The 19,867-nt window shown below is 59.0% G+C and carries 30 protein-coding genes; 3 read left to right on the forward strand and 27 right to left on the reverse strand.

Features of this window, described 5'->3' with window-relative positions:
- Positions 1 to 76 precede the first annotated feature (76 nt).
- From ACHPFG_RS16615 to ACHPFG_RS16715, 21 genes are all read right to left on the reverse strand, one after another.
- Positions 77 to 838 (reverse strand): C40 family peptidase, encoded by a 762-nt coding sequence (locus ACHPFG_RS16615; RefSeq protein WP_431699842.1) that lies wholly within the window; start codon positions 836 to 838, stop codon positions 77 to 79.
- Positions 839 to 840: 2 nt separating this feature from the next.
- Positions 841 to 1,593 (reverse strand): phage minor tail protein L, encoded by a 753-nt coding sequence (locus tag ACHPFG_RS16620; protein WP_431699843.1) that lies wholly within the window; start codon positions 1,591 to 1,593, stop codon positions 841 to 843.
- 11 nt (positions 1,594 to 1,604) lie between these two features.
- Positions 1,605 to 1,943 (reverse strand): phage tail protein, encoded by a 339-nt coding sequence (locus ACHPFG_RS16625; protein ID WP_231421714.1) that lies wholly within the window; start codon positions 1,941 to 1,943, stop codon positions 1,605 to 1,607.
- Positions 1,943 to 4,999 (reverse strand): phage tail tape measure protein, encoded by a 3,057-nt coding sequence (locus tag ACHPFG_RS16630; RefSeq protein ID WP_431699844.1) that lies wholly within the window; start codon positions 4,997 to 4,999, stop codon positions 1,943 to 1,945. Before ACHPFG_RS16630 ends, ACHPFG_RS16625 begins: the two co-directional genes overlap by 1 nt.
- Before the next feature lie 27 nt (positions 5,000 to 5,026).
- The gene (locus ACHPFG_RS16635; RefSeq protein WP_431703485.1) at positions 5,027 to 5,350 is read right to left on the reverse strand and encodes a DUF1799 domain-containing protein; all 324 of its coding nucleotides are present in this window, start codon (positions 5,348 to 5,350) and stop codon (positions 5,027 to 5,029) included.
- Positions 5,347 to 5,727 (reverse strand): phage tail assembly chaperone, encoded by a 381-nt coding sequence (locus ACHPFG_RS16640; protein ID WP_124363518.1) that lies wholly within the window; start codon positions 5,725 to 5,727, stop codon positions 5,347 to 5,349. Before ACHPFG_RS16640 ends, ACHPFG_RS16635 begins: the two co-directional genes overlap by 4 nt.
- A 2-nt stretch (positions 5,728 to 5,729) precedes the next feature.
- Complete coding sequence (locus ACHPFG_RS16645) at positions 5,730 to 6,401, reverse strand: phage tail protein (protein ID WP_124386749.1); 672 nt, start codon at positions 6,399 to 6,401, stop codon at positions 5,730 to 5,732.
- Positions 6,402 to 6,788: 387 nt separating this feature from the next.
- Positions 6,789 to 7,205, reverse strand: a complete 417-nt coding sequence (locus ACHPFG_RS16650; protein WP_124363520.1) for a DUF4128 domain-containing protein — start codon at positions 7,203 to 7,205, stop codon at positions 6,789 to 6,791.
- Positions 7,202 to 7,798: a hypothetical protein gene (locus ACHPFG_RS16655; RefSeq protein WP_431699845.1), complete on the reverse strand. Its 597-nt coding sequence runs from the start codon at positions 7,796 to 7,798 to the stop codon at positions 7,202 to 7,204. Before ACHPFG_RS16655 ends, ACHPFG_RS16650 begins: the two co-directional genes overlap by 4 nt.
- Positions 7,795 to 8,163 (reverse strand): hypothetical protein, encoded by a 369-nt coding sequence (locus tag ACHPFG_RS16660; protein ID WP_431699846.1) that lies wholly within the window; start codon positions 8,161 to 8,163, stop codon positions 7,795 to 7,797. The genes ACHPFG_RS16655 and ACHPFG_RS16660 overlap by 4 nt, the downstream gene beginning before the upstream one ends.
- Positions 8,164 to 8,182: 19 nt before the next feature.
- Positions 8,183 to 8,404 (reverse strand): hypothetical protein, encoded by a 222-nt coding sequence (locus ACHPFG_RS16665; RefSeq protein WP_431699847.1) that lies wholly within the window; start codon positions 8,402 to 8,404, stop codon positions 8,183 to 8,185.
- Between the two features lie 35 nt (positions 8,405 to 8,439).
- Positions 8,440 to 8,943, reverse strand: a complete 504-nt coding sequence (locus ACHPFG_RS16670; RefSeq protein ID WP_431699848.1) for a DnaT-like ssDNA-binding protein — start codon at positions 8,941 to 8,943, stop codon at positions 8,440 to 8,442.
- Positions 8,944 to 9,002: 59 nt separating this feature from the next.
- Positions 9,003 to 9,587, reverse strand: a complete 585-nt coding sequence (locus ACHPFG_RS16675) for a hypothetical protein (protein ID WP_431699849.1) — start codon at positions 9,585 to 9,587, stop codon at positions 9,003 to 9,005.
- A gap of 48 nt (positions 9,588 to 9,635) precedes the next feature.
- Complete coding sequence (locus ACHPFG_RS16680; protein ID WP_431699850.1) at positions 9,636 to 10,601, reverse strand: major capsid protein; 966 nt, start codon at positions 10,599 to 10,601, stop codon at positions 9,636 to 9,638.
- Positions 10,602 to 10,613: 12 nt separating this feature from the next.
- Complete coding sequence (locus tag ACHPFG_RS16685; protein WP_431699851.1) at positions 10,614 to 11,342, reverse strand: hypothetical protein; 729 nt, start codon at positions 11,340 to 11,342, stop codon at positions 10,614 to 10,616.
- Between the two features lie 116 nt (positions 11,343 to 11,458).
- A complete protein-coding gene (locus ACHPFG_RS16690) occupies positions 11,459 to 11,887 on the reverse strand; it encodes a hypothetical protein (RefSeq protein ID WP_090403891.1) in 429 nt (142 codons plus the stop codon).
- Between the two features lie 36 nt (positions 11,888 to 11,923).
- Positions 11,924 to 13,009, reverse strand: coding sequence for a minor capsid protein (locus ACHPFG_RS16695; protein WP_431699852.1), 1,086 nt, complete (start codon positions 13,007 to 13,009; stop codon positions 11,924 to 11,926).
- The gene (locus ACHPFG_RS16700; RefSeq protein ID WP_431699853.1) at positions 12,984 to 14,402 is read right to left on the reverse strand and encodes a DUF4055 domain-containing protein; all 1,419 of its coding nucleotides are present in this window, start codon (positions 14,400 to 14,402) and stop codon (positions 12,984 to 12,986) included. The genes ACHPFG_RS16695 and ACHPFG_RS16700 overlap by 26 nt, the downstream gene beginning before the upstream one ends.
- Complete coding sequence (locus tag ACHPFG_RS16705) at positions 14,399 to 15,700, reverse strand: terminase large subunit domain-containing protein (protein WP_431699854.1); 1,302 nt, start codon at positions 15,698 to 15,700, stop codon at positions 14,399 to 14,401. The genes ACHPFG_RS16700 and ACHPFG_RS16705 overlap by 4 nt, the downstream gene beginning before the upstream one ends.
- Positions 15,687 to 16,148, reverse strand: coding sequence for a DUF2280 domain-containing protein (locus ACHPFG_RS16710; RefSeq protein ID WP_431699855.1), 462 nt, complete (start codon positions 16,146 to 16,148; stop codon positions 15,687 to 15,689). The genes ACHPFG_RS16705 and ACHPFG_RS16710 overlap by 14 nt, the downstream gene beginning before the upstream one ends.
- A 31-nt stretch (positions 16,149 to 16,179) precedes the next feature.
- Complete coding sequence (locus tag ACHPFG_RS16715; protein ID WP_431699856.1) at positions 16,180 to 16,803, reverse strand: putative metallopeptidase; 624 nt, start codon at positions 16,801 to 16,803, stop codon at positions 16,180 to 16,182.
- 74 nt (positions 16,804 to 16,877) lie between these two features.
- On the opposite strand from ACHPFG_RS16715, the gene ACHPFG_RS16720 reads away from it, so the two are divergent.
- On the forward strand, positions 16,878 to 17,087 hold the full coding sequence (locus ACHPFG_RS16720) for a hypothetical protein (protein WP_431699857.1): 210 nt from the start codon (positions 16,878 to 16,880) through the stop codon (positions 17,085 to 17,087).
- Between the two features lie 31 nt (positions 17,088 to 17,118).
- On the opposite strand, the gene ACHPFG_RS16725 is transcribed toward ACHPFG_RS16720, so the two are convergent.
- The 4 genes from ACHPFG_RS16725 to ACHPFG_RS16740 are packed head-to-tail and all read right to left on the reverse strand — an operon-like array spanning position 17,119 to position 17,982.
- Positions 17,119 to 17,373 (reverse strand): hypothetical protein, encoded by a 255-nt coding sequence (locus tag ACHPFG_RS16725; RefSeq protein WP_431699858.1) that lies wholly within the window; start codon positions 17,371 to 17,373, stop codon positions 17,119 to 17,121.
- The gene (locus tag ACHPFG_RS16730; protein WP_431699859.1) at positions 17,370 to 17,558 is read right to left on the reverse strand and encodes a hypothetical protein; all 189 of its coding nucleotides are present in this window, start codon (positions 17,556 to 17,558) and stop codon (positions 17,370 to 17,372) included. Before ACHPFG_RS16730 ends, ACHPFG_RS16725 begins: the two co-directional genes overlap by 4 nt.
- The gene (locus ACHPFG_RS16735) at positions 17,555 to 17,752 is read right to left on the reverse strand and encodes a hypothetical protein (RefSeq protein ID WP_431699860.1); all 198 of its coding nucleotides are present in this window, start codon (positions 17,750 to 17,752) and stop codon (positions 17,555 to 17,557) included. Before ACHPFG_RS16735 ends, ACHPFG_RS16730 begins: the two co-directional genes overlap by 4 nt.
- On the reverse strand, positions 17,752 to 17,982 hold the full coding sequence (locus ACHPFG_RS16740) for a DUF7681 family protein (protein WP_431699861.1): 231 nt from the start codon (positions 17,980 to 17,982) through the stop codon (positions 17,752 to 17,754). The genes ACHPFG_RS16735 and ACHPFG_RS16740 overlap by 1 nt, the downstream gene beginning before the upstream one ends.
- 106 nt (positions 17,983 to 18,088) lie before the next feature.
- Between ACHPFG_RS16740 and ACHPFG_RS16745 the strand changes: the two genes are divergently transcribed.
- A complete protein-coding gene (locus ACHPFG_RS16745; protein ID WP_431699862.1) occupies positions 18,089 to 18,454 on the forward strand; it encodes a hypothetical protein in 366 nt (121 codons plus the stop codon).
- 9 nt (positions 18,455 to 18,463) lie between these two features.
- Here ACHPFG_RS16745 and ACHPFG_RS16750 read toward each other — a convergent pair whose 3' ends face one another.
- Both ACHPFG_RS16750 and ACHPFG_RS16755 read right to left on the reverse strand, forming a co-directional pair.
- The gene (locus tag ACHPFG_RS16750; RefSeq protein ID WP_184742061.1) at positions 18,464 to 18,808 is read right to left on the reverse strand and encodes a hypothetical protein; all 345 of its coding nucleotides are present in this window, start codon (positions 18,806 to 18,808) and stop codon (positions 18,464 to 18,466) included.
- Positions 18,805 to 19,143, reverse strand: a complete 339-nt coding sequence (locus ACHPFG_RS16755; RefSeq protein ID WP_010211438.1) for a hypothetical protein — start codon at positions 19,141 to 19,143, stop codon at positions 18,805 to 18,807. The genes ACHPFG_RS16750 and ACHPFG_RS16755 overlap by 4 nt, the downstream gene beginning before the upstream one ends.
- Positions 19,144 to 19,555: 412 nt before the next feature.
- Here ACHPFG_RS16755 and ACHPFG_RS16760 point away from each other — a divergent pair, with 412 nt between their 5' ends.
- A complete protein-coding gene (locus tag ACHPFG_RS16760) occupies positions 19,556 to 19,783 on the forward strand; it encodes a hypothetical protein (protein ID WP_431699863.1) in 228 nt (75 codons plus the stop codon).
- The last annotated feature ends 84 nt before the right edge of the window (positions 19,784 to 19,867 follow it).

Consider the following 19,867-nt stretch of genomic DNA (forward strand, 5'->3'; position numbering starts at 1 on the left):
GCGAAGCTTAGTAAAACAAAGACGTTGCGACACTCTAAAGCTGAAAAACTCGATCTCACTATTCCTATATGGAATCTTAATGGCTCTGAGAACCTTTGTGCCTGAGGATCAGGCGTGTCCGGTCATTCCAAGGGCCGCCGTAGACGATGATCTCGGACGGCCTGCCGTATAGGTGGTGCAGGAGGAACGGTCCTGGGCCGAAAGTGCCCGCCTCTTCACCAGGTAACGCCGGATCGATGCCCAGGTAGATCCCGGCATGATTCGGGTGAACCGTTCGCCCTACCTGCATAACGATCATATCCCCTCGCTGCGGTCGGTCGACGCGTACAAAACCAGCGGCCTCGTAGTTCTCCTCGTACAGGCTGGCGTTCTCCGCGCTTTCCCACCAGCCATCGGTGCGCTGGAAGGCTTCGAATTCCAGGCCCCACTCGCGGGCATACCAATCAGCGCAAACCTGCCAGCAGTCCCAGGCGCCGTGCACGAACGGGCGCTTGAGCAGTGGCGTGCTGCCCGTTGGGATGATCGTGCGCATGTCGCCCTCGGGCCACGACAAAATGTGCCAGGGCAAGGCCGTGGCCTCGCACATGGCCAAGTCATGCGGTGACGGCCTGCTGGTGGCGTCCGGGTGTGAATGGACAATACCGATCACATCGCCCATGTCTTCCGCCGTAGCGTAGTCCTCTGGGTCGAGGCGGAACTCTTCGTTAGGCTCCGTGGCGATGTTCCGGCACGGGAAGTACTTCTGCGCTCGTCCGACGGCAATCAACAGGCCGCAGCATTCGCGCGGGTACTCGGCCGCCGCATGCGCCTGGATGGCCGCAATGATGTGCTTGCGCATGGTCAACTCCGGGCAATCAGGGAAACGGCAGGGAATCCACCGAAGGACAGTTCGTTGTTCTCACCGAAGCGCAACTTGCACGACGACAGACAGCCCTTGCACTGATCCTTGGCAGGGTCATCCGTGGGGTTGTCCTCGTCGTCGAACATGGCCGCGCCGGTGTAGCCACAATCAGGCCCCCTATACCCATTGGTCATGGCCCAGTGGCAGAAGGTTGTCATCTGGCGCCCGGGAAGCCCGTGGTTATCGATCTCGCCCGGGGAGGACAGCTCCCAGACCACCGCTTCACCGTCCTCGCTGGTTTTCTGGTCGATGTACCAGATCTCCAGCGCTTCCTGGGTTGGGTCGGCAGTTGGGTTACCGTCAGGGAAGTTCGCTGCATCCAGGTACTGTGCCAGCGTCTCGCGTACCGTCAGCTTGAACTTGAGCATGTCCTCGAAAGCCAGGCACAGCGCCGTGACGCGCCCGTTGACGTTGCCGGCGGCGAAAGTAGGCCGAGAGGCGGTGCCGTCACTGCTCGAGGAAATACCCTCAATCTGCACCGGCCACGCCGCGTACTCCTGGCCCTGCCAGATAATCGACTTGGCGGGCAGATCTTCTTCCGAGCCCTCATAGACCAGCAATTCCTCTGGCGTGTGCGGGATGGCGTGCCCGTGGAAGCGCAGGTAATCGGCGCCGTATTCGGTACCGTCAATTTCAAACAGGCGAATCTCGCCGCCGGGCTCCAGTTTCTGGATGTCCGTGATCAGGGCCATGGGCAGTTATCTCAGGGATGAAAGGTTTGCTGGAAAGTCGCGGTGATGGCGTAGACCTGGCCTCCACGGTGCACTGGCTTGTAGCCGTTGCACTTGTAGAGGCCCAGCTCACCGAGGGGCGGCTCCCACAGGAAGCCCTTCGCCCCTTTGTGCCGGTCGAGGAACGCCATGATGTCCTTGATGCGCCCCTTCAAGCCCGTGAAGGTCACGGGCCATGATTGCGACCGGTTATTGAGGCCATCCTCGACCGACTGCTCGTAGCCATCGCCAAACTGCTTGGAGCGGACGCGCTGGGCAATATCGCCCTCCGCGCCCTTCTCTGTCGCCCAGGTGAATCGTTCGATAGCCATCATCGCCCCTTGATTGCGTTGTTGATCACGCCGCCCTGGCGCATGTCCCTGCTCCGCAGTTCCTGATACTTCTGCTCTACGAACGTCGCCAACTCCTTGCCGAAGAGGTCATAGCCAGGTGCATCAGCCGAGGCGGTAGCGTTGCCGTCGCCATCGATATGCACCTCGACATTGATCTGCGTTCCGCCAGCCCCACCGCCGCCCATGGCCATAACCCCAAGCTTGCCGCTCGACGTCCGGGTCAGCGGCATGATTGCCTCCTCACCAGCTTCACCCATGACGCCGGTTTTGCCATTGGCCATCCCGAAAGCCGTGGGTTTGCTGACGATGGAGTTCGTGAACGCACCGCCGTCGGCGAACATCTGCACACCGCTCGACCACGCGCCACCCTTGGCTTGCGGGAAGTAGGTGTTGGAGTAGCCGGCCGAAGAGGCGCCGAGGTTTGACGATGTGGCGCCAGCAGACCCGGCAGCCAGCCCATTGCCGCCGCCAGCAGCACTACCTCCGAGGTAGCTTGCCGCTGCACCCACCAGACTGCCCAGCAACGCGGAGCTGGCTTGGCGGGTAGCGATACGCGCCATGTCGGCCAGGATCGATTTGGCGAAGTCCGAGAACGACGCCTTACCGGTCATGGCAAAGTTGACGATGGAATCCTCCATGGAACTGAAGGCGTTGCCGAACAGGCTTTTGGTTTGCCCGGCGATGTTGCGCGCCGAATCCAGGTAGTTATCCCAGGCTGCCGTTGCGCCCTTCGTCCAATCGCCCTGGGCATTCTCCACATCCGCATAGTTCTGCCGGATCTGGTCGGTGGCGGCCTTGTTCGCGTCTGCGAGAGCCTGCGATTTTCGCTTAAACTCTTCCTCCGACATGTTGCGCGACGGGTCGGATTTCTGGTTGGCAAGCTCCAGCGACTGCTGAGCAAACCGGTCCTGCTGGCTGTTCAGTTCGCCGCTGAGCGCGTTCTGTCGATCGCCCTGCCCAACGCCGAGCACTGCGCGCTGGCCTGCCAATTCCAAAGCCCGCTGTTGCTGCCCCAGCGCCTGCACGTACGTGCTGATCGCCCGCTCCTGCTTTGCCAGGCGCCCGGTTTCGTTGGTGGCGAGCACTTCAAGCTGGCTGTCGGCATCCTTCTGCGCCTTGACCATTCCTGCGCGCGCGTCGGCGATCTTCTGGTCGAGCTGAATGCTCTGCGCCGCCGAGGTGCTCTTCTTGGCCTTGGATGCTTCCAGGGCCGAGATCTCGGCCTCGTAGGCCGCCGTGACCTGATCAAGCTCGTTGCCGATCAGGGCCTGGCGGCGAAGCAGGTAGTCTTCTTCCGAAAGTAGTCCGGCCTTTTGCGCGGCCTCCAGTTCCTTCTGGTAGTTTTTGTAGGTGTCGGTGATCGCCGCCAGGTCGTTTTTGGCGGTATTGAAGCTGGTCAGATCGACCTGCGTACCGGCGGCTTTCGGATCCTTGAATTTGTCGTTGATGTTCGCGATGTTTTTATCGACCGTTGCCTGGGCCAGGCGAGGATCGTTCGGCGCTACCTTGCGGATATCGTCGAGTTGTTTTTTGTAGTCCTTGAGCGCGTCAGCCCGCTTCTGCTCATTCGTCCATGAAGACTTGGTGAGAGCATCAACCTTCTGCATCGAAGTGATTGCAGACTGCTGAGCCTTCGCCTGGTCGCCTTCCAGCTTGGCGATTTCGGCCTGAGCCGCCTTCTGGTCCTCAAGCATATTCAAGCGGTTTTGATAGAGATCAATCATCTCCTGCTTGTTTTGGAACAGACCAACGTCGCCGGACTGCGCACTTGCCAAGTCTCGGCGGGCCTGTTCGATGTCGGCGCCGATGTCCGGACGGCCGATATTCTTGAGGCTGTCGGCGGCCCGTGCGACTGCGTTGTAACCTTTCTCCCAGAAACTCAGGTTCTCCAGAATCTTCGGCGTGCGCTCGTTGATAGCGTCGGCATAGGACTCGGTGGCCAGCTTCACGGCGCCAGCGTGATCGCGTTGTTCTTCAAGAGCGGCGATCTGAGAGAAAACCGAGGCGGTTAGGTAGTGGTACTGCTCGTTAAGCGCCGCGGATGCCTTGACCGGCTCGTCTGCCAACTTGACGAACTCGGATACGGTCTCGCTGACAGCCTTGCCGGTCGCCTCCTGCATCGAAACGGCGGCCTGGGTGATACTGGCGAAACTCTCGCCGGCGATCTTGCCGTTGTCTGCCAGCATGGCCAGAGCCGCAGCTGCCTGCCCGGTGGTCCCGACGGTAGCGCCGACCTGACGCGCCATGTCGCCCAGTTGTCCGGCACTCAGGCCGGCGTAGTTGCCGGTGAGGATCAGCGACTTGTTGTAGCTGTCCTGCTCTTCGCTGCCTTGGTGATAGGCATAGGCCAGGGCGCCCACGGCTGCTGTGGCAAGCGCTAGAGGCGCCAGGATGGCGAGCAAACCCGCGGCACCTGCACCAGCGCCGGCGCCCAACTGAGCCACGGCACGAACACCACTCCCCCAGTCACCCGACGACAGCGCGTTACCCAGCTGTACAACGTTTTCCTGTGCCTGGCGGGTGCCGAGTCGCAGTTTGTCGAAACCGGTGGTGGTCTTTTCGAGCTTTCCATAATCCTTGTCGATCTTGGCCAGGGCGCTGTTGTACTGGTCCTGGCTGATTCGACCCTCGTCGAGATGCTTACCCAGTTGCTCGACCTGCGTGTCCAGCTTAGCCAGCGCGGCACGGGCAGGGTCAATCGCCCCCAGCAAGCTGTTCAAGGCCTTCTGCTCATCCATCGCAGACTTGGCCAGGGCCACCTGCTGCTTGTCGAGCTGTGCCGAGATTTTCGCTGCCTCGGCCTCGCCATAGGCGCCGGTCTTGGTCAGCTTGGCGAGGGCGTCACGCTGCTTTGCCAAGTCCTGGGTGGTTTTGGCGCTGGTGGACAGAGACTTTTCCAGCGCCTGCATTTCGTTCATCAGCGAAACGGCGGACTGCTCGGCCCGGCCGCCGGCCTTCGCCATTTCATCCAGACTCGTTTTCGCCTGGATTGCATCGGCCGAGTCGATCTTGACGCCGAGTTCTGCAATGTTCATCGACTCACCTTGAATAAGTGCCCGCGGTTACGGGCTGTTTTCCCTCTCCTCCGCCATGACGCGCAGAGCCTCGCCTTCCAGCACCTGGAGGTCTGGGAAGATTTCAGCGAGTTTCTTTTTCTTGATGCCGAGGAAGCCGGCCACATCGCGGATGCAGCTGTAGTCGAGACCGATCGCGCCGCCGGCGCCTGCTCGCCACTGGGTGGACATTCGGTTGAATAGGAGGAAGGCAGGCCAAAGGCACGGCCAAACCTCGAACTCTTCTTCCATGTCCTCTGCGTCCCAGCCAAAAGCCGCGATCTGCTCGGCATCCGGCGGGGACTCATACAGGGCGCGGGCGGCGCGGATCAGTTTCCCGTGCGAGCCTTGGCGAAAGCTGCCTGGTACGCATCCACGACGGCCTCGGTCGTCCCATGACACGAAGTCACCAAGGCCTTGATGCTCTCGTCATCGAACTTGTCGTCGAACTCCCAGCCTACGACCAGATCCTTGATTTGCTGCATCTGGTTTTCGGTATCCACGGCAATAATTTCCGATACCGTTGGCTTTTCACCAAAGCGCTCTTGGCCGTCCTTGCGCCGCTGATTCCACTCATCGAACAGGGCTGCCAATTCGATACGGTTTCGATACTTGAACGTGAATTCAACCTTCACTGGCTCCTGGCCAACGACGGGGATCATCACCGCGCCCAGAAATGTCGGCGCCTGGGCAATCTTGAATTTCGCCATGATTAAGCTCCGCCGCCAGCAGCAACAGGCGCGCGATACGCAGTGATTTCCGCGTTGATGGTGAACCCGAAGGAGACAGCAGCGCCTTCGTTACGCACCAGAGTCGGCGTCTTGTTGAACGATGCGTAGCCAGCGTAGTAGATCGTTTTGCCGTTGGGCAGCGACATACGCAGGATGCGGACTTCCTTCTCGCGGTCAGCCTTATCGAGCTCTTCGTACCAAGCCAGGCTGTCATCGTCAGCCAATTGGAAGGCGAAAGCCTGTGCGTTCTTGGTGGTTGGGATCTGCTTGTCGCGACGAGCCTCAAGCGGCGCATAAGTCCAGTACTGCTGCTCGCCACCGGACATGGAGTTGCCGATCACCTGGTTGACGGCTACCCAGCCGGTAACTTTCTTGGCGGTACCGCCGCTGATGCCGTCCGGGAAGAAAGCAACATTGGATGTGTCGATGCCCTCCAGGGTAAATGCGCCGGCGGCGGCGTTGGATACACGCACGGCGCGCTCGTTGATGTCCTCCCAGCCGGAGGTGACAAGCAGAATATCGCCATTGGCGAAACCGTTCGCGGCGCTGGTAGCAACACCCGGGTTTGCGTTGCTGATTGCGGAAATCAGCTTGGCGGCAGCGAATCCGCTGGAAATCGAAAGTGTTGCCCCGTTGGGGAAATAAACAGACATGGGTTTTCCTCTGTGCAGAAATGACAAAACCCGCTCAATGGCGGGTTCCGGAGTTGCCCAACGGGCGAATTTGTTTGGCGCTATTCAAGTTCCATATTGCTACGAACCTCGTCTAGAGGGATTCCAGACTTTGAACCGACGACGACGCCGGTGAGCCCGCAAATGGGGCAGCAAGCATGCCGATCCTCGTACCACTTGATGATCTCTTCAGGTTTCAGCCATGCGCCGCAGCCAGTACAAAGGCACCTGTCGCTCTCGCTAATTTCATCACGATTCCGATAGCAGTGGTCATCTACCAACTCGCTCAAATACTGAAGACGTTGCTTCCTATTTTCTTCCATCACGGGTCCGCCCAACCAATCTGTGATGGGATTGTACTCTAGGGGCTCAGTAGGTTTCGGCGCGGTATTGGAAGGACACCGGCAGGGTGAAGGCTGTGTCCTCAGTCTGCTCGGGGCCTGGCTCAACAGGAGTCATGATCAAAGCCGTTAGCTCGTCACGGATTAGACGATCGTTCAACGGGTACAGCGCGGCAAGTTCATCGGCAATCGTCTCGGCACCGCCAGGACCATTGCCTGTCGGCGTTACGATGGTGATTTGAAATAGACCAGTGTAGAGCCGATGCTCGCCGGCCAAGTCGTTGCTGTCGGTTCCGGCTGGTAGAAGAAACGCCCTGAGGTACGTTTCGCCGCTGTTCGGGGTGAAGGGCACGTTCTGGTAGGCGATGCGCAACGCAGGCATTCGGGCGGATGCCCAGGCCTTCAGGCGCGATTCCAGCAAAGCGCGGATTAACTTGTGGCTCATACCTGATTGTTCCTGATGGCCTCCAGCACGATCTGCTGGAACCGTGCCACGGTTACCCGAACCATGCCGCCAGGGGCCTGAGTTGAGTGGCCGAACTCCAGCGGGATCGCATAGGGCAAATTGTTGATGATGTAGGCCATCTGGCCGGCGGTGAAATCGCTCATAGCTGAAACCAGCGCAGCGGTGGTTTCAGCGCCGCTTGGGTCTACCTCGTCGAAGGTGACGCTCTCGACAACACCCAGCGAGATATGCCAGTTCGAGCGGAACCGACCGCCGACGTAGCCTTCAGGCGCCTTGACGTCCATACCGTCGTTGAGCTTGCGGCCTTTCTTCAGCCTGCCGCCCTTCGTTAGATTGGCCGGATCGCTGCGCAGCGCGCTGTTGTGATCGTCGACGGCCTTGTTGTACTCAGTCGCTACAGCGTTCTGGGCCCAGATCTCCGGGTTACCCACCGGAGACATGCGGATCAGGCTGCTGCCGACCTCGATGATGATCTCGCGCACGCTGGCGTCGATGGCTTCACCCGTCTGAGCGACGAACTCGGCCAGGCTGAGCGCAAAACTGCCGGGCTGTCCGGCGCCTGCCCGGCTCACGACCGTACCTGCAGCTCATACAAGATTGGCGTTCCGGCCGGGTTAACCTCTTTCAGCGGCGGCACGATTGACCAGGTGCGCCCCTGCGCGACCACTTTGTCGAGCAGACCCGGCACCCAGCCCAATCCCTGCGCCGCGATCTTGAGCTTCTTGTCGCCCTGCTTGATGAGGCTGTTGTTTTGGAATTCTTGGCCAGTGAAGTCGAGCAGGATGCCCCGGGCGATCTGTTCGATGGTTGCGCCCGGCGCTTCGCCGCCCGTCTCAGGGTCGTACTCGCCCGGCTCCGTTTTGCTGATGGTCACGGGATGGCCGAACTCTGTGATCATTTCCAGAGCCATCACGGCCATTTCGTCGTAAAAGTCCATGATGGCTCCAGATATGAAATTAAACGCTGAACATACCTATGTGATATTCAGGCAAAGGCTTCCGTTTCCTGCGCTCCTCAACCATGTTGTCAGCAATACCCGCGGCCTGCTTAAGCACCTCGGACCAAGAGCCGTCAACCTTGCTACCAGTAGCTTCCCCCTCGGCCTTTGCAAGAGGCAGCGCTGCAGAAAAATAAAGATCCCACGCCTGCTGTTCTTCGTCGGTGTATTTATCAGCCATGGTAGAACTCCTGTGATTGAGCTCTAACGCTACCACTATGCGCGAACCGCAAACAGCCCGCGCTTTTGTAGGTAGTCGGCAAACTGCGTAGCACTCGGCCGGTCCGGCGCCGCGGGCAACAGTCGGCCGCTGGTGTTGGAAATCGTGGCGTACTCGCGTGTTACCGCGCCTTCGACACGCTCCAGCGTTACAGCCCCTTTGCGCCTGTCGATTGGGTCGATGTCGTCCTGATGGATCTCGGCGGCCAGGGCCATCTGGCCGTACTGAATGCGCGCTGGCAGATAGTTGTCCGGCTTGATCTCGCGATCCAGCAGCACTTCCCGGCGCGGCCAGGATAAGGCCTGCTCGCCGCTGGTCTTGCGGCCTTTCCATGTCATGCCATCCATCACCAAGGCGGCCCGGCGCAGCAACGCTTCCTGCTCAAGAGCGCCCGCAGGGATGACCGTGCCGAACTTCACGGCATACAGGGCCAGGTCCTCGGCGCTCGCGTAGCTTTCGGCGTCAGGCTTGCCGGTGCCGTCCTCGATGATGAGTGTCATGTGTCAACTCGCTTGAATGGTTTGAAGATTGGCCGCTGGGTCACCGGCAGCCAGCAGTATCACTCCTTGGCCAACTCAGCGACGAGTCTTTCCAGGGAGTCTTTCGAGGCGTTCGCCCGGTACGGCACCTTCGCTTCGTCCAGCTTCGCTTTCAACGCCACGATTTCACTGGCCTCGTCAGCTGGCGGCGTGATGGTCGCCGTCTTCAGCACCTCCAACTCTTCACGCAGCTCCTTAACGGTAAAGAGCAGGTCGTCGCGTTCAGTGGTCAGGGTGCTAACCGAGGTATGGATGGTTCCGAGCAGATCAAACAAGCGCGACGCCAGTTCGCCCGACTCGGGACGGTGCATCTCGCCAGCTTCCAGGCCACCAATCAGGATCTCGATCGATCCATGCTCAGCACGCAAAGCCGCAACGACTTTTTCGAGGTCGGCCTGGTTGGTGGCGCCAACCATCTGCACACGCTTAGCCTCCCTCACCGACACGTCAATACCGGCCCCTTCATATGCGTCGACCACGTTTGGCCAATCGCCAATCACCAGCACGCTGGTCACACCGGCTTCAGGCTTATCGAAGTGTTCCGGATTGCGGTAGCGCTTCTCCGGGTCGAAGCCATTGAGCTGGTTGCTGTAAGTCAATTCCATGTGTTTCTCCAAGGCGGCCATTTCTGACCGCGCGTTGAGTTTGAGACTTTAGCCACCATTGACCGGAGGCGTTGCGGTGAGCGTGATCATCACGCCAGCGGTGACCTTGTTACTGCCCGCGTGCTTGACCCAGTTGGCAGCGGAACCGACCGCAGCCAGGGTTGGGTTGGAACCGCCAGTGGTGGCTTTCCAGCTGTAACCCAGCACATCAATGTTGACGGTGCCTTCAGCGCGGTAGCCAATGCTCAGGTTCTCTTCGTCGTTCACTTCGTAGGAACGGAAGCCTGGGGCCTGCGACTCGGTAATGGTCACGGCGTTTGGCAGCAGGCCGAAAATCACGTCCGCCGGCGCGGTGTCAGTCACCAGTACAGGCTTGCCCAGCGTGCCCGGCAGGCCACCGTAGATCACGACACCGGCCTCTTCGTAGATCTTGTTGGTGATCGCTTCGTCGACGATGTCGAAGTAAGCGCTGGAATGCATGACCCAAAGAGCGATCCGGCCGAACTTGTCGCCGAACTTGCGCATGCCACGGGTCAGCGTCTTCTTGCCGTCGGTTTCGATGTTGGCCGAAACCACCATGTCAGCGTTGGAGCCGATGGCGGCACGAAGGCCAGCAGTTGCGTACTGGATGAAGCCTTCCAGGGTCGCGTCAGCAACGTCGGCACCGACGATCTGGGAGAACTCCTCGACCGGACGACCGCGGCGCTTGAATGCCTCTTCGGTGGTCTGGTAAGGGCCGTATTTCCAGGGAGCTTTGACGCCGACAGCTTCGCCGGCGCTGATCTTCTTGGCAGTTACCTTGCCGTCGGAGTTAACGTCGCGGTGTTCCAGGGAGCCGTTCAGCTTGTAGAGAGCGCGCTTGCGGAAGTCGCCTTCAATCAGCTCGTTGTCCAGGACCATCGCGCCGTTGGACGATGCGTTGAACACATCCAGGTTGTCCTGGACACGCTCCAGGTATGCGGTTTGCGCCTCATCGTTATAGATGATCAGGTCGCTGTTAACGGTTGTAGCCATGGGTCAATCCCCTTACTTGGGCAGTGCGAGATATGCGGTTTGGCCGTGCTTGCGCTGAAAATCGCGCTTCTGCTCGGAGGTCATTTCGGAGCGCTTGAATGCAGCCTTGCCGCCACCCCCGCCCGGGGCAAATGTCCCTGAGGCCCTTGGCCACAGATGAGGTGCGCTTTCGCGCAGAGATTCCGCCCATTCGAGCGGAGTCAGAGGGGTCTTGCCGTCTTTGCCGAGGATGACCTGGCCGGATTCATCAACGGCGACCGCATCGCCATCTTCGTTGAGGGTGAACACGCCTTTGGCGCGCAGGATGATGTCGTCGGTTGCTTCCGGCAGTGCGCCGGCTTTCAGTGCTGCGCCGCGCACCGAGTCACCCAGGACTTTGCCCTGGAACTTGGCAGCGAAGGATTCAGCCTTCTCGGCGCGTTCGCTGATGGTCTTCAACTGCTTGTCGTAGTCGCCACGCAGGCGCTCGGTGCGACGGTTGAAGACCTCGTCCACCTTGCCCTCGGTCAGCAGCTTGGTTTCTTCATCCTGCCCGGCGCGGCTGAGCAGGCCTTTGACTGCGTCGATGTCGATGCCTTCAAACTGTGTTTCAAACTGGGTCAGCTTGCCGGAGGTTTCCTTCAGCTTGCCCAGCAGCTCATTGTTTTTGGACTTCAACCCAGTCACGGAGGCTTCAACGGCAGTCGCGATAGCGGCCTTGATTGCCGGGTTTTCCAGGTCGATTTCGTTTTCTTCTGCCACGTTGATGCACCCCTTGGGTTTGGTCGGCCCGCTTTGCAGGCATAAAAAAACCCCGGCAATTAACCGAGGTCTTGTTTGTTAGCCCTCCAATTACGGAGCGCAGCTATCAATGATTATTAGAATTTTTCCAGCCGGCTGAGAATGGCTTCAAAGACCGATTCGGCGACTGCCTGATAGCGATCATCGCTATCCAGGACAATTTCAAAATTTATTCCAGGTATAGATAAATTGATGTGGTTCGATTTTTTACCGATCACTGCGGGGATGGCGATGTCTGACTTCGGTAGTCCACCGTCGCCGCCAAGGCTCACAACAAGTTCGAAGTGGACCGACTCTCCATGTTCAAGCACTGCAAGAGTCGAGAAAACGTTTGATCCATTCTCTGAGACTATTCGCACTATATCGGTGTCGACAACAATGAGCCCGAGGTGCTTCCGAACGGCATCACGAATTTTCGTGAGCGCATCTCTCGCCTCTTGCCTATAAACAATCAACGCCTGAGTGTTCACCGCGTATGCATCTGAAAGCTGCTTATATCTCGACATTTTACGCTACCTTGAAATCCATTTAAGGTACGAAATCTAAATGTTTGCTCTTTCAAATGCCAGAGGCTCAAGCCCTTTCATCTGCGCCAGGGTCAGCGGAGCGAAATTGCGATCAAGCTGCAGCTCAGTGAAGCGCTCGACGGTCAACCCGCCCTCCCGGAACAGCTTGGCCCGTACAGGTCCGATGGCCACGTCCTGGAACGATGGCGGCTGCTGCTGGAGCCAGTGGTAGTAATCCAGGCTCGCACTGACCTGCTGGCCGCCATCGGCACCCACTGAAGCGCGGGTAGCGCCTTTGGCGAACATTTCACTGAGCTTGGTCAGCAGGATGAAGGTAGTTCGGCAGTTCGGGTGAAACGGTGGCCGAGGCCCTGAATCAACCGGAAACCGTCGTTTGTCCATCGACCTACATTGCTGACTGGTCTTACTGTCCAGCGTGGAGACCATCTCAACCTCGGACACAATGTCCTTGTTGGCCTTGGCCACCTCCATCCGTGCTTGGGAGGACACATGCTGAATCGCGGTGTGCACGACCGTGCTGGCATTGCGGTTGGTGGTGACCAGGATGCCGTCTTTGTACCCTGCGGCCTTGGTACCGCGAATGTTGCGGATGATCTGGAAGTTCGTCTGCCCTTCGAAAAAGCCCTGCCGGATCGTACCGGTTACCCGATCACGCTCTGCACCTGTCCAGTCCTTGATGAAGGCCTTCAGCAGCTTCCCGCCGCCTGTGCCGCGCACACTTAGCGGATTCGTCAGTACAGCGGTGCGAATTGCTGCGGCCGTCGGTGCAACAACATCTAGCGATACGCCAACCGGCGCCGATCTGGAAAGACTGGTCGCCTCAAATTCAGCCTCGTAGTTGGCGATGTCCACCAGGTCAAGGTTCAGCTGCGCGCTGTAGCGGTCGAAGATGCCTAACAGCAGGCTATCCACTTCCTTCAGCAACGCTTCAAGGCGCTTGACGTTGTACTCAGTCAGGTCCGACTGGGTGAGCCGGTCGCGAATCGATCGGTCGATCTCTTTGAGAAAGGGGGCGAACTTGGCCACCTCTCCAGCCTTGAGCTTTTCGAGGAAGACGGCGTGCCGGATGGTCGCGTCAAGTATTGCTTGGTTCGCTGCCATCTACTTTGCCCTCGTCGTCCAGCCCAAGACCGTCGCCCTGCTCCTCCAGCTCGCCGTCGATCTGTTGGTCGGTGCGCTCTGGTGCAATCAGTCCAAGCTTGCGCAGGTAAGCCCGCAAGTCAGCCTTGGCGAATCCGCCGTTCTGCCATAAGCCAACCAAGGCCGTGATCATCTGCGGATCAGCCGACAGTTCGACGAACTCCTGATTCACCTGGTAGGCGACCTTCTTGTCGGTAATGCCCATGTAGGTGCAGCACCACATAATCGCCCGTGTATAGGCTTCGCTGACGTTCGCTACGCACCCAGCAAGAACTGATGTCGATGCCGACTGATCGCCGCGGGACTCCGTTGCGGTCTTGGTAGCAAGTGACGCAACCACCATCCGCGCGCCCAGTTCGATCATCATCTGGTTTTTGTCGGCCATGGCCTCCTTGACCAGCGTGTTGGGCGTGGGCTGCGCATAACCGAAAGCGCCACCAACGGGCAGCATCATCGGGGCCCTGGAACCAACGTAGATGCCGTTTTTCTCCATCCAGTCGCGCCAGGACTCGTCGAGCCCACTGATCCATGGCTGGGCCTGGCCACACCAGAAGACGCTGTCTTCGTAATCGGCACTGTTCCGGTAATGGCCCAGGTTGATCATGGCGATGTCGTACAGCGGCGACTCGTCGATGCTTGGGTCGTTGTTCTGCGCGCCGACGAAGGTGAACGGGATCTCCTTGAGACGCCCGGTGACGCCTTCCGGCCTGAACTCTTCGATCACCGCCAGCGGCCCGCCACCTTTCGGACCGGACCGGCGCCAAACACGACAAACGAAACCGTCATCCTCAAGCGCCAGCTCCCGATACTGCTCAGCCGTCTTGTAGCCGAAGCCGTCAGGAATTTCCGGAGACTCGCGCAGGACCACCAGCGTCAGCACACTGTGACCGTTCACCATGCCCGTGCGCCAGTTGATGATGTCTTCAGCGCAATAAGACAGGATCACCGAGTGACCACCGATGCCGTCGTCCTGGTGATAATCGACGTACAGGCCGTGGCGGCCAGCCTCAAGCACCTTCTCAAGCGTGCCTTGTGAATGCTGGTAAATGCTCACTCCGGAGCCGTTGGCATTGTCTTGCAGGTATTCCAGCTTTTTCGGCACCGTGAGGGTCGGGTCTTTATGGAAGGCCAGGCCCAGCAGCCCGTTACGGGTGTGACCGGTGGCATTCTTGAACACTGCCCGCTCTCGGTAAGCCCGATTCCGATCTTCGTTCTCCGGCGACTTATCGTGTGCGTTGATGTACGGGAGCCGATCGACAACCCGGTGCTGGCCGGCACAGACGTCGCGAACGGTGGCCCAGCGGTCCAGCACTGCTGTGTATTCCGCCCGCTTGAAGGAGACGTCGTTGCTCATCGGGCGTATCCCATTTTGATAGCGGTGACCGGTTTGATGATCGGGTACTCGCGGTGGATGAAGTAGCCGCCGGCGTCGTTCGCGTGATCGATGCCGGCGGTTTTGTCTGGCTCCCCGTTCGCGCCCCACACCTGCTGCTCCAGGCCATCGGCGTAGGTCGGACAGGTGAGCGGGTTGACCAGGTAGCGGCGCTCGCCCTGCGCATTGCAGAAGACCGCGTTCATTGCGTTGATTCGGTCCTTCACCGGCGGGTTTGCCGCTGGAGCGATGACCGTGAACCCGGCCTGCTTGAGCATGGCCAGGTCGGTGATGCTGGCGTTCACAGACTTGCGCGAATCGCCCGAGGCGTCCGGGTAGATCCTGATTTCACATGTCTTCTTGAAGTCATTCCCATCGTGCTGCCAGTAGCGTTCCTTGATGCGGCGGATCATGTCGGGCGTGTCGTAGCCGTCGATCAGCTCATCCACTGCCCTGGGCAAGCCTTGATCGCGCTTGACGTGGGTGATCGCCGCCATCTTGCCGACGTTGAAGTCCATCCCGATGAACAGCGGCTCGCCGGGCTGTACGGTGTCGAAGCACCCGTTGAGCTTGCGGTCGTACGCCGTGTAAATCGTTCCCGACGTCAGGTTGACGAACTGGCCCCTGAGGTACGCCATGATCAACTGCGGCGGATACGACTCCATCAAGGAGGCGATGTAGTCATCCGGCAGGTTCAGCTCGTTGTCGAAGGTGCTGGCCTGCACCAGGCCGTACATCTCTTTTAGCGAGGGCTTGTCGCGCAACTGCTTCACGAACTGCAGGAAGACGAACTTGAAGCCTTCCGGCGTCGTGGTGACATCCACCCCGTTCTTCAGCCCGGGCAAGTTGTAGCGCATCCGGGCAATAATCTTGCGCCAGGCCTGCTGCGCCTTGATGGCTGTCAGCACGTCCAGCTCATCCACCAGGGCATGGCCGATCTTGAAACCGACAATCGTCTGCGGCTTTTCCATCGACCTGCAAATCACAGTGCCGCGGTACTGCCGGCCGCTGTAGATGTGAACCTCGTGGTTCGCCTGGTTGATTTTGGTCTTCAGCCCCCAGTCATAGGCCACTTCATCCATGGTCGGATAGAAGATGTCCCGGATCTGCGGGTAGGTCGGCGCGAAGTACCCAGCGTTGACGCCGGGCCACTCCATGAAGTGTTTGCTCAGTGCAGAACAGCCCACCCAGGTCTTGCCTGAGCCGAACCCGGCAACGAACGCACGGAATTTGTGGGGCAGCGTGAGGAACTGAGCCTGCGGAACGTTAAGGCTCGGCATTCGGCTTCCTCGCGTCCACCACGTCGACCTGAATGCGGCTCGGGATCACCGGTTCGTCGCCCGCCTCTTCCTTCTTGCAGCGGTTGACGAACATATCGCCGGTTTCTTTCGCCGCCTGTTCCAGTATCTGCATAGCCAAGCCAATGTTCTTCATCGACTCGGCCCTTTCCACAAATCGGTTCATCGCGCGTAGGCGGAAGGCGCGGTTGGCGATCGGGATGTCAGCTGTCTCTTCGCGGAACCTCTTGCGGGTGTCGTGAAACAGGGTCGCCCACTTCACCGCAAGCCCCTTCCCGGCCGACTTGGTTGGGTCGTGCGTCTCCACCTGCTGGCGGCTCACCACAACCCCGTATTCGTTCTTGACGGCTTCCACCACTTGGGAGGGGGTGTCAAAGCACGCCAGCGCCTGAACGATGAAGCTCTTCACCTCATTTTTCAGGGCTGCCATAAATTCTCATCCGTCTAGAGCCTGTCAAGAATCAGGCCGATCTCAGCAGACAGGTTCCGCAGGCCCTCGCAATGTTCAATTTCCCCACCTCAGCAGGACTGTTTGCAGCATCCACCAACGCTTGAACGTCAGGGCTCGCACCGTAGCGGCGGACCACACCGATGAACTCTTCGACGTCGTGGCCCTGCAGCTTGATCTTCGGTGCACCGTCTTGGGTGAATGCTGGTTGACCGTACTTGTCGGTCGCGTGAGCCAGGTGGTACAGCTCATGTTCGATCAGGCCGCAGAACTCAAGGTCGCTGCACTGGGCGCAGTAATCGGCTGCCAGGGTGATGATGAAGGCCGGCACGTCGCCGAACCAGTCACGCATTTGTTGCTCCATCCGGGCTTTCTGCCAACCACCGGCACGGAACGCTACCTGCTCGGCTTGACCCAGGACTGTCCTACCCTGCTTCTCGAAGCTCGACGACGCCCACATGATCCGGATGCCTGCATCCAGTAGGTGGGCATGGTCTTCGTTGTGAATGGTGCCGGTGTCGGCGAGGATCTCAGCCTGGAGCCATTCCCACACCTCAGGTGCCGGTGTCAGGCGAATGCCGAAGTAAGAAAGCTCGGACAGCTCAAGAAGCGACGATGGAGGGTATGGCCTATCCATAGATCACCTTACGCTTGTAATAGTGGCTCGTTGCCGGTATTGGTGAATATCAATTCAACAGCAAGGAATGCAACATGTCAGACGCACTCAAAGCAATCGCCACTGTAGGCAATCACGCCTACAACAAGCTTCAACCTGACGCGCAGCGCGGGATAGCAGGATCTATTGCGCTTGAGTTGATACTGGGAGCTGTGTCCTCAGCAAAGCCGCATGACCTTGAGAACGAACTGCGCAGGCTGTCTGGGTACATTGACCAGATCCAAGAAGCCCTGAAAGTGAAGTGATCCACCCTTGCCGCACTCACCTGCGGCACGCCTACCCTTCCCCGCCATCCAGCAGCACATCAATCAGCTTCTGCTCCCCCAGGCGCATCGCACCCAGGCACTGCAGGTCGTCGCACTTTGGGTCGAGGCCGAACACGGTCACCTCTCCCTTCGCACCGATCAGCGTCAAGGCGCCTACGGTGCACTCGGGATGCTCTCCCGCGTCGAGGCCATCGGCAATCTTGCGCAGGGTCTTGGCAGCATCTCGCCAGCCCTCGCGTTTGAGCTCAACGAGCTTCACGCTCATGTGGTCACCTGCTGTAGCCACTCTTCAATGATACGCTTCACCACCGGTTCGGTAAGGATCGAGGAAGACTTTTCGCCGGTGATCACCGATTGAACCAGAGCGTGCGGGATTACGTGGGCGCCATCACTGGCTACCACCATCAGATGATGGCGCTGGTCAGCGATGTCGTGGATGGTCGCGGTCATTTGGTCACCATGTGGTGCGTCTTTGCATGCGCGTGATCGTGATCGTGAAGCAGTCCAACGATCAGGCCCTGGGGCAGGCCGGCTTCCTTGGCAGCATCAACGGCATCAGCAATAGCCTTATCGAGAGCGCTCACCGCGGCGTTGATGTTCTGCCCCATGGGAATCGCATGCCTCAGGCGGGTGACGTTGCTCATCAGCTGAACGGATCGGCTGGCTTGGCGATCGAACGCACGAACCACATGAAGCCCTGCTGCAAGTTGGTCTTGGCCAACGCCAACAGCCGCGGGTCAACACCTTCAATCTGACCGATCTGCTTGAACAGCTCGCCGGCGTCAGCTTCGAGCGCCTTGATGGAGTTCATCCCGTCGATCTCGGCCTGACTCAGGTCGCGGTAGCCGGTGATTTTCTTGTGCTGGTTATCCATGGGTGATTCCTCATGATTGCGCGCCACGATTTGGCGCATTCGAAAACGTGGCGCGGATGAGCCGGGTATACTCCGCTGACTTTGATTTTTTCGAGACTTCGAACCCATGCACGGACGCCTGTATCTCTCTGCGCTACTTCTCGCTGGCCCAGCACTCGCTTCAGAGCCATCCCGCTACAGCTACGACGAAGCCCCAACTGACGGCTACATGTATGCCGTTAGGTATCAGCAAGCCAAACTGGCTTTTGAATCGCTGCCTGATGACCTTGAGGCTGACTATGCGAAAGCGATGCGCCTTACCAAGGAAGCAAGCCCCGAATTTGAAAAAACCTACGCCAAAGGCTTGGCGGCAAACCTTAAGTGGCGCAAGCCCGCAACGCCTGAAGACCGACAGGTAGAGTGTGACCAAAGTCAGCATGCACTGCGCGTGACGGTAAGCCTTGCCCGGCAGTGGTTTCCAGGGGGCTGGTAGGCCCTCGCATTACTTGCTCCGGCGTTCGACACCACCAGGTGCCTTGTCGCAGTGCAGGCAGTGCTCACAGTTCAGCGTCCGACAAAGCCAGGCTTTAACCGGCTGCCAGTACGTGACCATGAAGATGTGGCGAGCACCAGCCAGGGCTAGGGCGACATGCAGTGTCAGGCCCGCGGTGGTCGGGCCGAAGAAGATGTTCTGGCTACGCACCATCACGACAAAACCGGTAATGGCGATCGTCGAGTAGATCAGCTTCCCGAGGATGCCGTCCCTCACCTTCCCGCTCAGTACGCACCAGGTGGCCCACAGCGCGATAAGGCCGCAGGCGATGGAGTTAATCAGTTCAAGATTCATGGTGGATTGCCTCCCCCGAACCGCTGGCGAATAAGCGCCCAGAGGTCAGCGGCTTTGATGGCTCGGTTGATTGCTGCCAGGAGCGAACCGCCGAACGTACCCAGGAGAAAACCAATCCCAGCGACGATCTTTGGCTCTGTGACATTCAGGTAAGCGCTCACCATGCTCGTCAGGTACAGCGAGCAGGCAACCCCGGTGATCAAGAACACCATCCAGGCGCGCCAGTCGGACAAGTCGTCCTTGTGCCACCAGCTCGCAACGACAGCCCCAATCAGGCCCGCAATCAGTAATTCGAACCTGTCGATCTTGTCGAGCAGGCGCTGTAGATACTCCATGCGCTCGACTCCGTGGGGCATGTTTGGAATAGGTCAGCCCCAGCAGCACTCCCAGCTCATAGCGATGGGTGTGGTGGGGCCGAAAACGAAAAGGCCCCGATCAATGTCGAGGCCCTGAATAGGTGCGCGGTCTTTCCCGCTGTCAGCCAAAGACAACCACAGCGTCGACGCCCCAATGCATCGATCGCGCTGCTCGTGTCTCGCGCCACCCTGGAAGCGCAGTCAGGTCAGGGTGCGCGAGCTGCCGGTGTTCTTTCGTGACGCGTGACTTCCGGCGATACCGCGTCCAGGGGTTCCCGAGGGCTGTCCTGGCTACAGTTGAATTTGAGGTATAAAAAATCCCGCGCTTGGCGGGATTTGAACTAAATTGCACCTTCGCCTCACTGGTCAGGCGAAATACAAGGAATGTGTTATGTCAGAACTACGCACTTTTGAAATCAGCTACACGAAAGATGGGGAGCGCAAGTCGTTCATAGAGCGCGCAGATCACTTCTACGAGAATGATGAGTGGAAATTGGTAGCTGCACGATTCCATATCACCATCAGAGACCAGCACAGAGACGATAAAACGCCACAAACCTTCAAAACGATGTGTATTGCTGAGGGTTTTACCGACGTAACTTACGTCGAGCAGCCATAACGCAAAAACCCGGCTCAATGGCCGGGCTTCTAGTTGTATATCCCTAACGCGCAAGATCGACAGGATGGGTAAATACTCTCTCAC

The sequence above is a fragment of the Pseudomonas sp. BR20 genome (genome assembly GCF_050780135.1).
Taxonomy (GTDB): Bacteria; Pseudomonadota; Gammaproteobacteria; order Pseudomonadales; family Pseudomonadaceae; genus Aquipseudomonas.

Excerpts from the sequence above, each read along its gene's own strand:
- ACHPFG_RS16615 (WP_431699842.1), bottom strand. The coding sequence starts at position 838 with ATGCGCAAGCACATCATTGCGGCCATCCAGGCGCATGCGGCGGCCGAG.
- ACHPFG_RS16620 (WP_431699843.1), bottom strand. The coding sequence starts at position 1,593 with ATGGCCCTGATCACGGACATCCAGAAACTGGAGCCCGGCGGCGAGATT.
- ACHPFG_RS16625 (WP_231421714.1), bottom strand. The coding sequence starts at position 1,943 with ATGGCTATCGAACGATTCACCTGGGCGACAGAGAAGGGCGCGGAGGGC.
- ACHPFG_RS16630 (WP_431699844.1), bottom strand. The coding sequence starts at position 4,999 with ATGAACATTGCAGAACTCGGCGTCAAGATCGACTCGGCCGATGCAATC.
- ACHPFG_RS16640 (WP_124363518.1), bottom strand. The coding sequence starts at position 5,727 with ATGGCGAAATTCAAGATTGCCCAGGCGCCGACATTTCTGGGCGCGGTG.
- ACHPFG_RS16645 (WP_124386749.1), bottom strand. The coding sequence starts at position 6,401 with ATGTCTGTTTATTTCCCCAACGGGGCAACACTTTCGATTTCCAGCGGA.
- ACHPFG_RS16650 (WP_124363520.1), bottom strand. The coding sequence starts at position 7,205 with ATGAGCCACAAGTTAATCCGCGCTTTGCTGGAATCGCGCCTGAAGGCC.
- ACHPFG_RS16660 (WP_431699846.1), bottom strand. The coding sequence starts at position 8,163 with ATGGACTTTTACGACGAAATGGCCGTGATGGCTCTGGAAATGATCACA.
- ACHPFG_RS16665 (WP_431699847.1), bottom strand. The coding sequence starts at position 8,404 with ATGGCTGATAAATACACCGACGAAGAACAGCAGGCGTGGGATCTTTAT.
- ACHPFG_RS16670 (WP_431699848.1), bottom strand. The coding sequence starts at position 8,943 with ATGACACTCATCATCGAGGACGGCACCGGCAAGCCTGACGCCGAAAGC.
- ACHPFG_RS16675 (WP_431699849.1), bottom strand. The coding sequence starts at position 9,587 with ATGGAATTGACTTACAGCAACCAGCTCAATGGCTTCGACCCGGAGAAG.
- ACHPFG_RS16680 (WP_431699850.1), bottom strand. The coding sequence starts at position 10,601 with ATGGCTACAACCGTTAACAGCGACCTGATCATCTATAACGATGAGGCG.
- ACHPFG_RS16690 (WP_090403891.1), bottom strand. The coding sequence starts at position 11,887 with ATGTCGAGATATAAGCAGCTTTCAGATGCATACGCGGTGAACACTCAG.
- ACHPFG_RS16695 (WP_431699852.1), bottom strand. The coding sequence starts at position 13,009 with ATGGCAGCGAACCAAGCAATACTTGACGCGACCATCCGGCACGCCGTC.
- ACHPFG_RS16700 (WP_431699853.1), bottom strand. The coding sequence starts at position 14,402 with ATGAGCAACGACGTCTCCTTCAAGCGGGCGGAATACACAGCAGTGCTG.
- ACHPFG_RS16705 (WP_431699854.1), bottom strand. The coding sequence starts at position 15,700 with ATGCCGAGCCTTAACGTTCCGCAGGCTCAGTTCCTCACGCTGCCCCAC.
- ACHPFG_RS16710 (WP_431699855.1), bottom strand. The coding sequence starts at position 16,148 with ATGGCAGCCCTGAAAAATGAGGTGAAGAGCTTCATCGTTCAGGCGCTG.
- ACHPFG_RS16715 (WP_431699856.1), bottom strand. The coding sequence starts at position 16,803 with ATGGATAGGCCATACCCTCCATCGTCGCTTCTTGAGCTGTCCGAGCTT.
- ACHPFG_RS16720 (WP_431699857.1), top strand. The coding sequence starts at position 16,878 with ATGTCAGACGCACTCAAAGCAATCGCCACTGTAGGCAATCACGCCTAC.
- ACHPFG_RS16725 (WP_431699858.1), bottom strand. The coding sequence starts at position 17,373 with ATGAGCGTGAAGCTCGTTGAGCTCAAACGCGAGGGCTGGCGAGATGCT.
- ACHPFG_RS16730 (WP_431699859.1), bottom strand. The coding sequence starts at position 17,558 with ATGACCGCGACCATCCACGACATCGCTGACCAGCGCCATCATCTGATG.
- ACHPFG_RS16735 (WP_431699860.1), bottom strand. The coding sequence starts at position 17,752 with ATGAGCAACGTCACCCGCCTGAGGCATGCGATTCCCATGGGGCAGAAC.
- ACHPFG_RS16740 (WP_431699861.1), bottom strand. The coding sequence starts at position 17,982 with ATGGATAACCAGCACAAGAAAATCACCGGCTACCGCGACCTGAGTCAG.
- ACHPFG_RS16745 (WP_431699862.1), top strand. The coding sequence starts at position 18,089 with ATGCACGGACGCCTGTATCTCTCTGCGCTACTTCTCGCTGGCCCAGCA.
- ACHPFG_RS16750 (WP_184742061.1), bottom strand. The coding sequence starts at position 18,808 with ATGAATCTTGAACTGATTAACTCCATCGCCTGCGGCCTTATCGCGCTG.
- ACHPFG_RS16755 (WP_010211438.1), bottom strand. The coding sequence starts at position 19,143 with ATGGAGTATCTACAGCGCCTGCTCGACAAGATCGACAGGTTCGAATTA.
- ACHPFG_RS16760 (WP_431699863.1), top strand. The coding sequence starts at position 19,556 with ATGTCAGAACTACGCACTTTTGAAATCAGCTACACGAAAGATGGGGAG.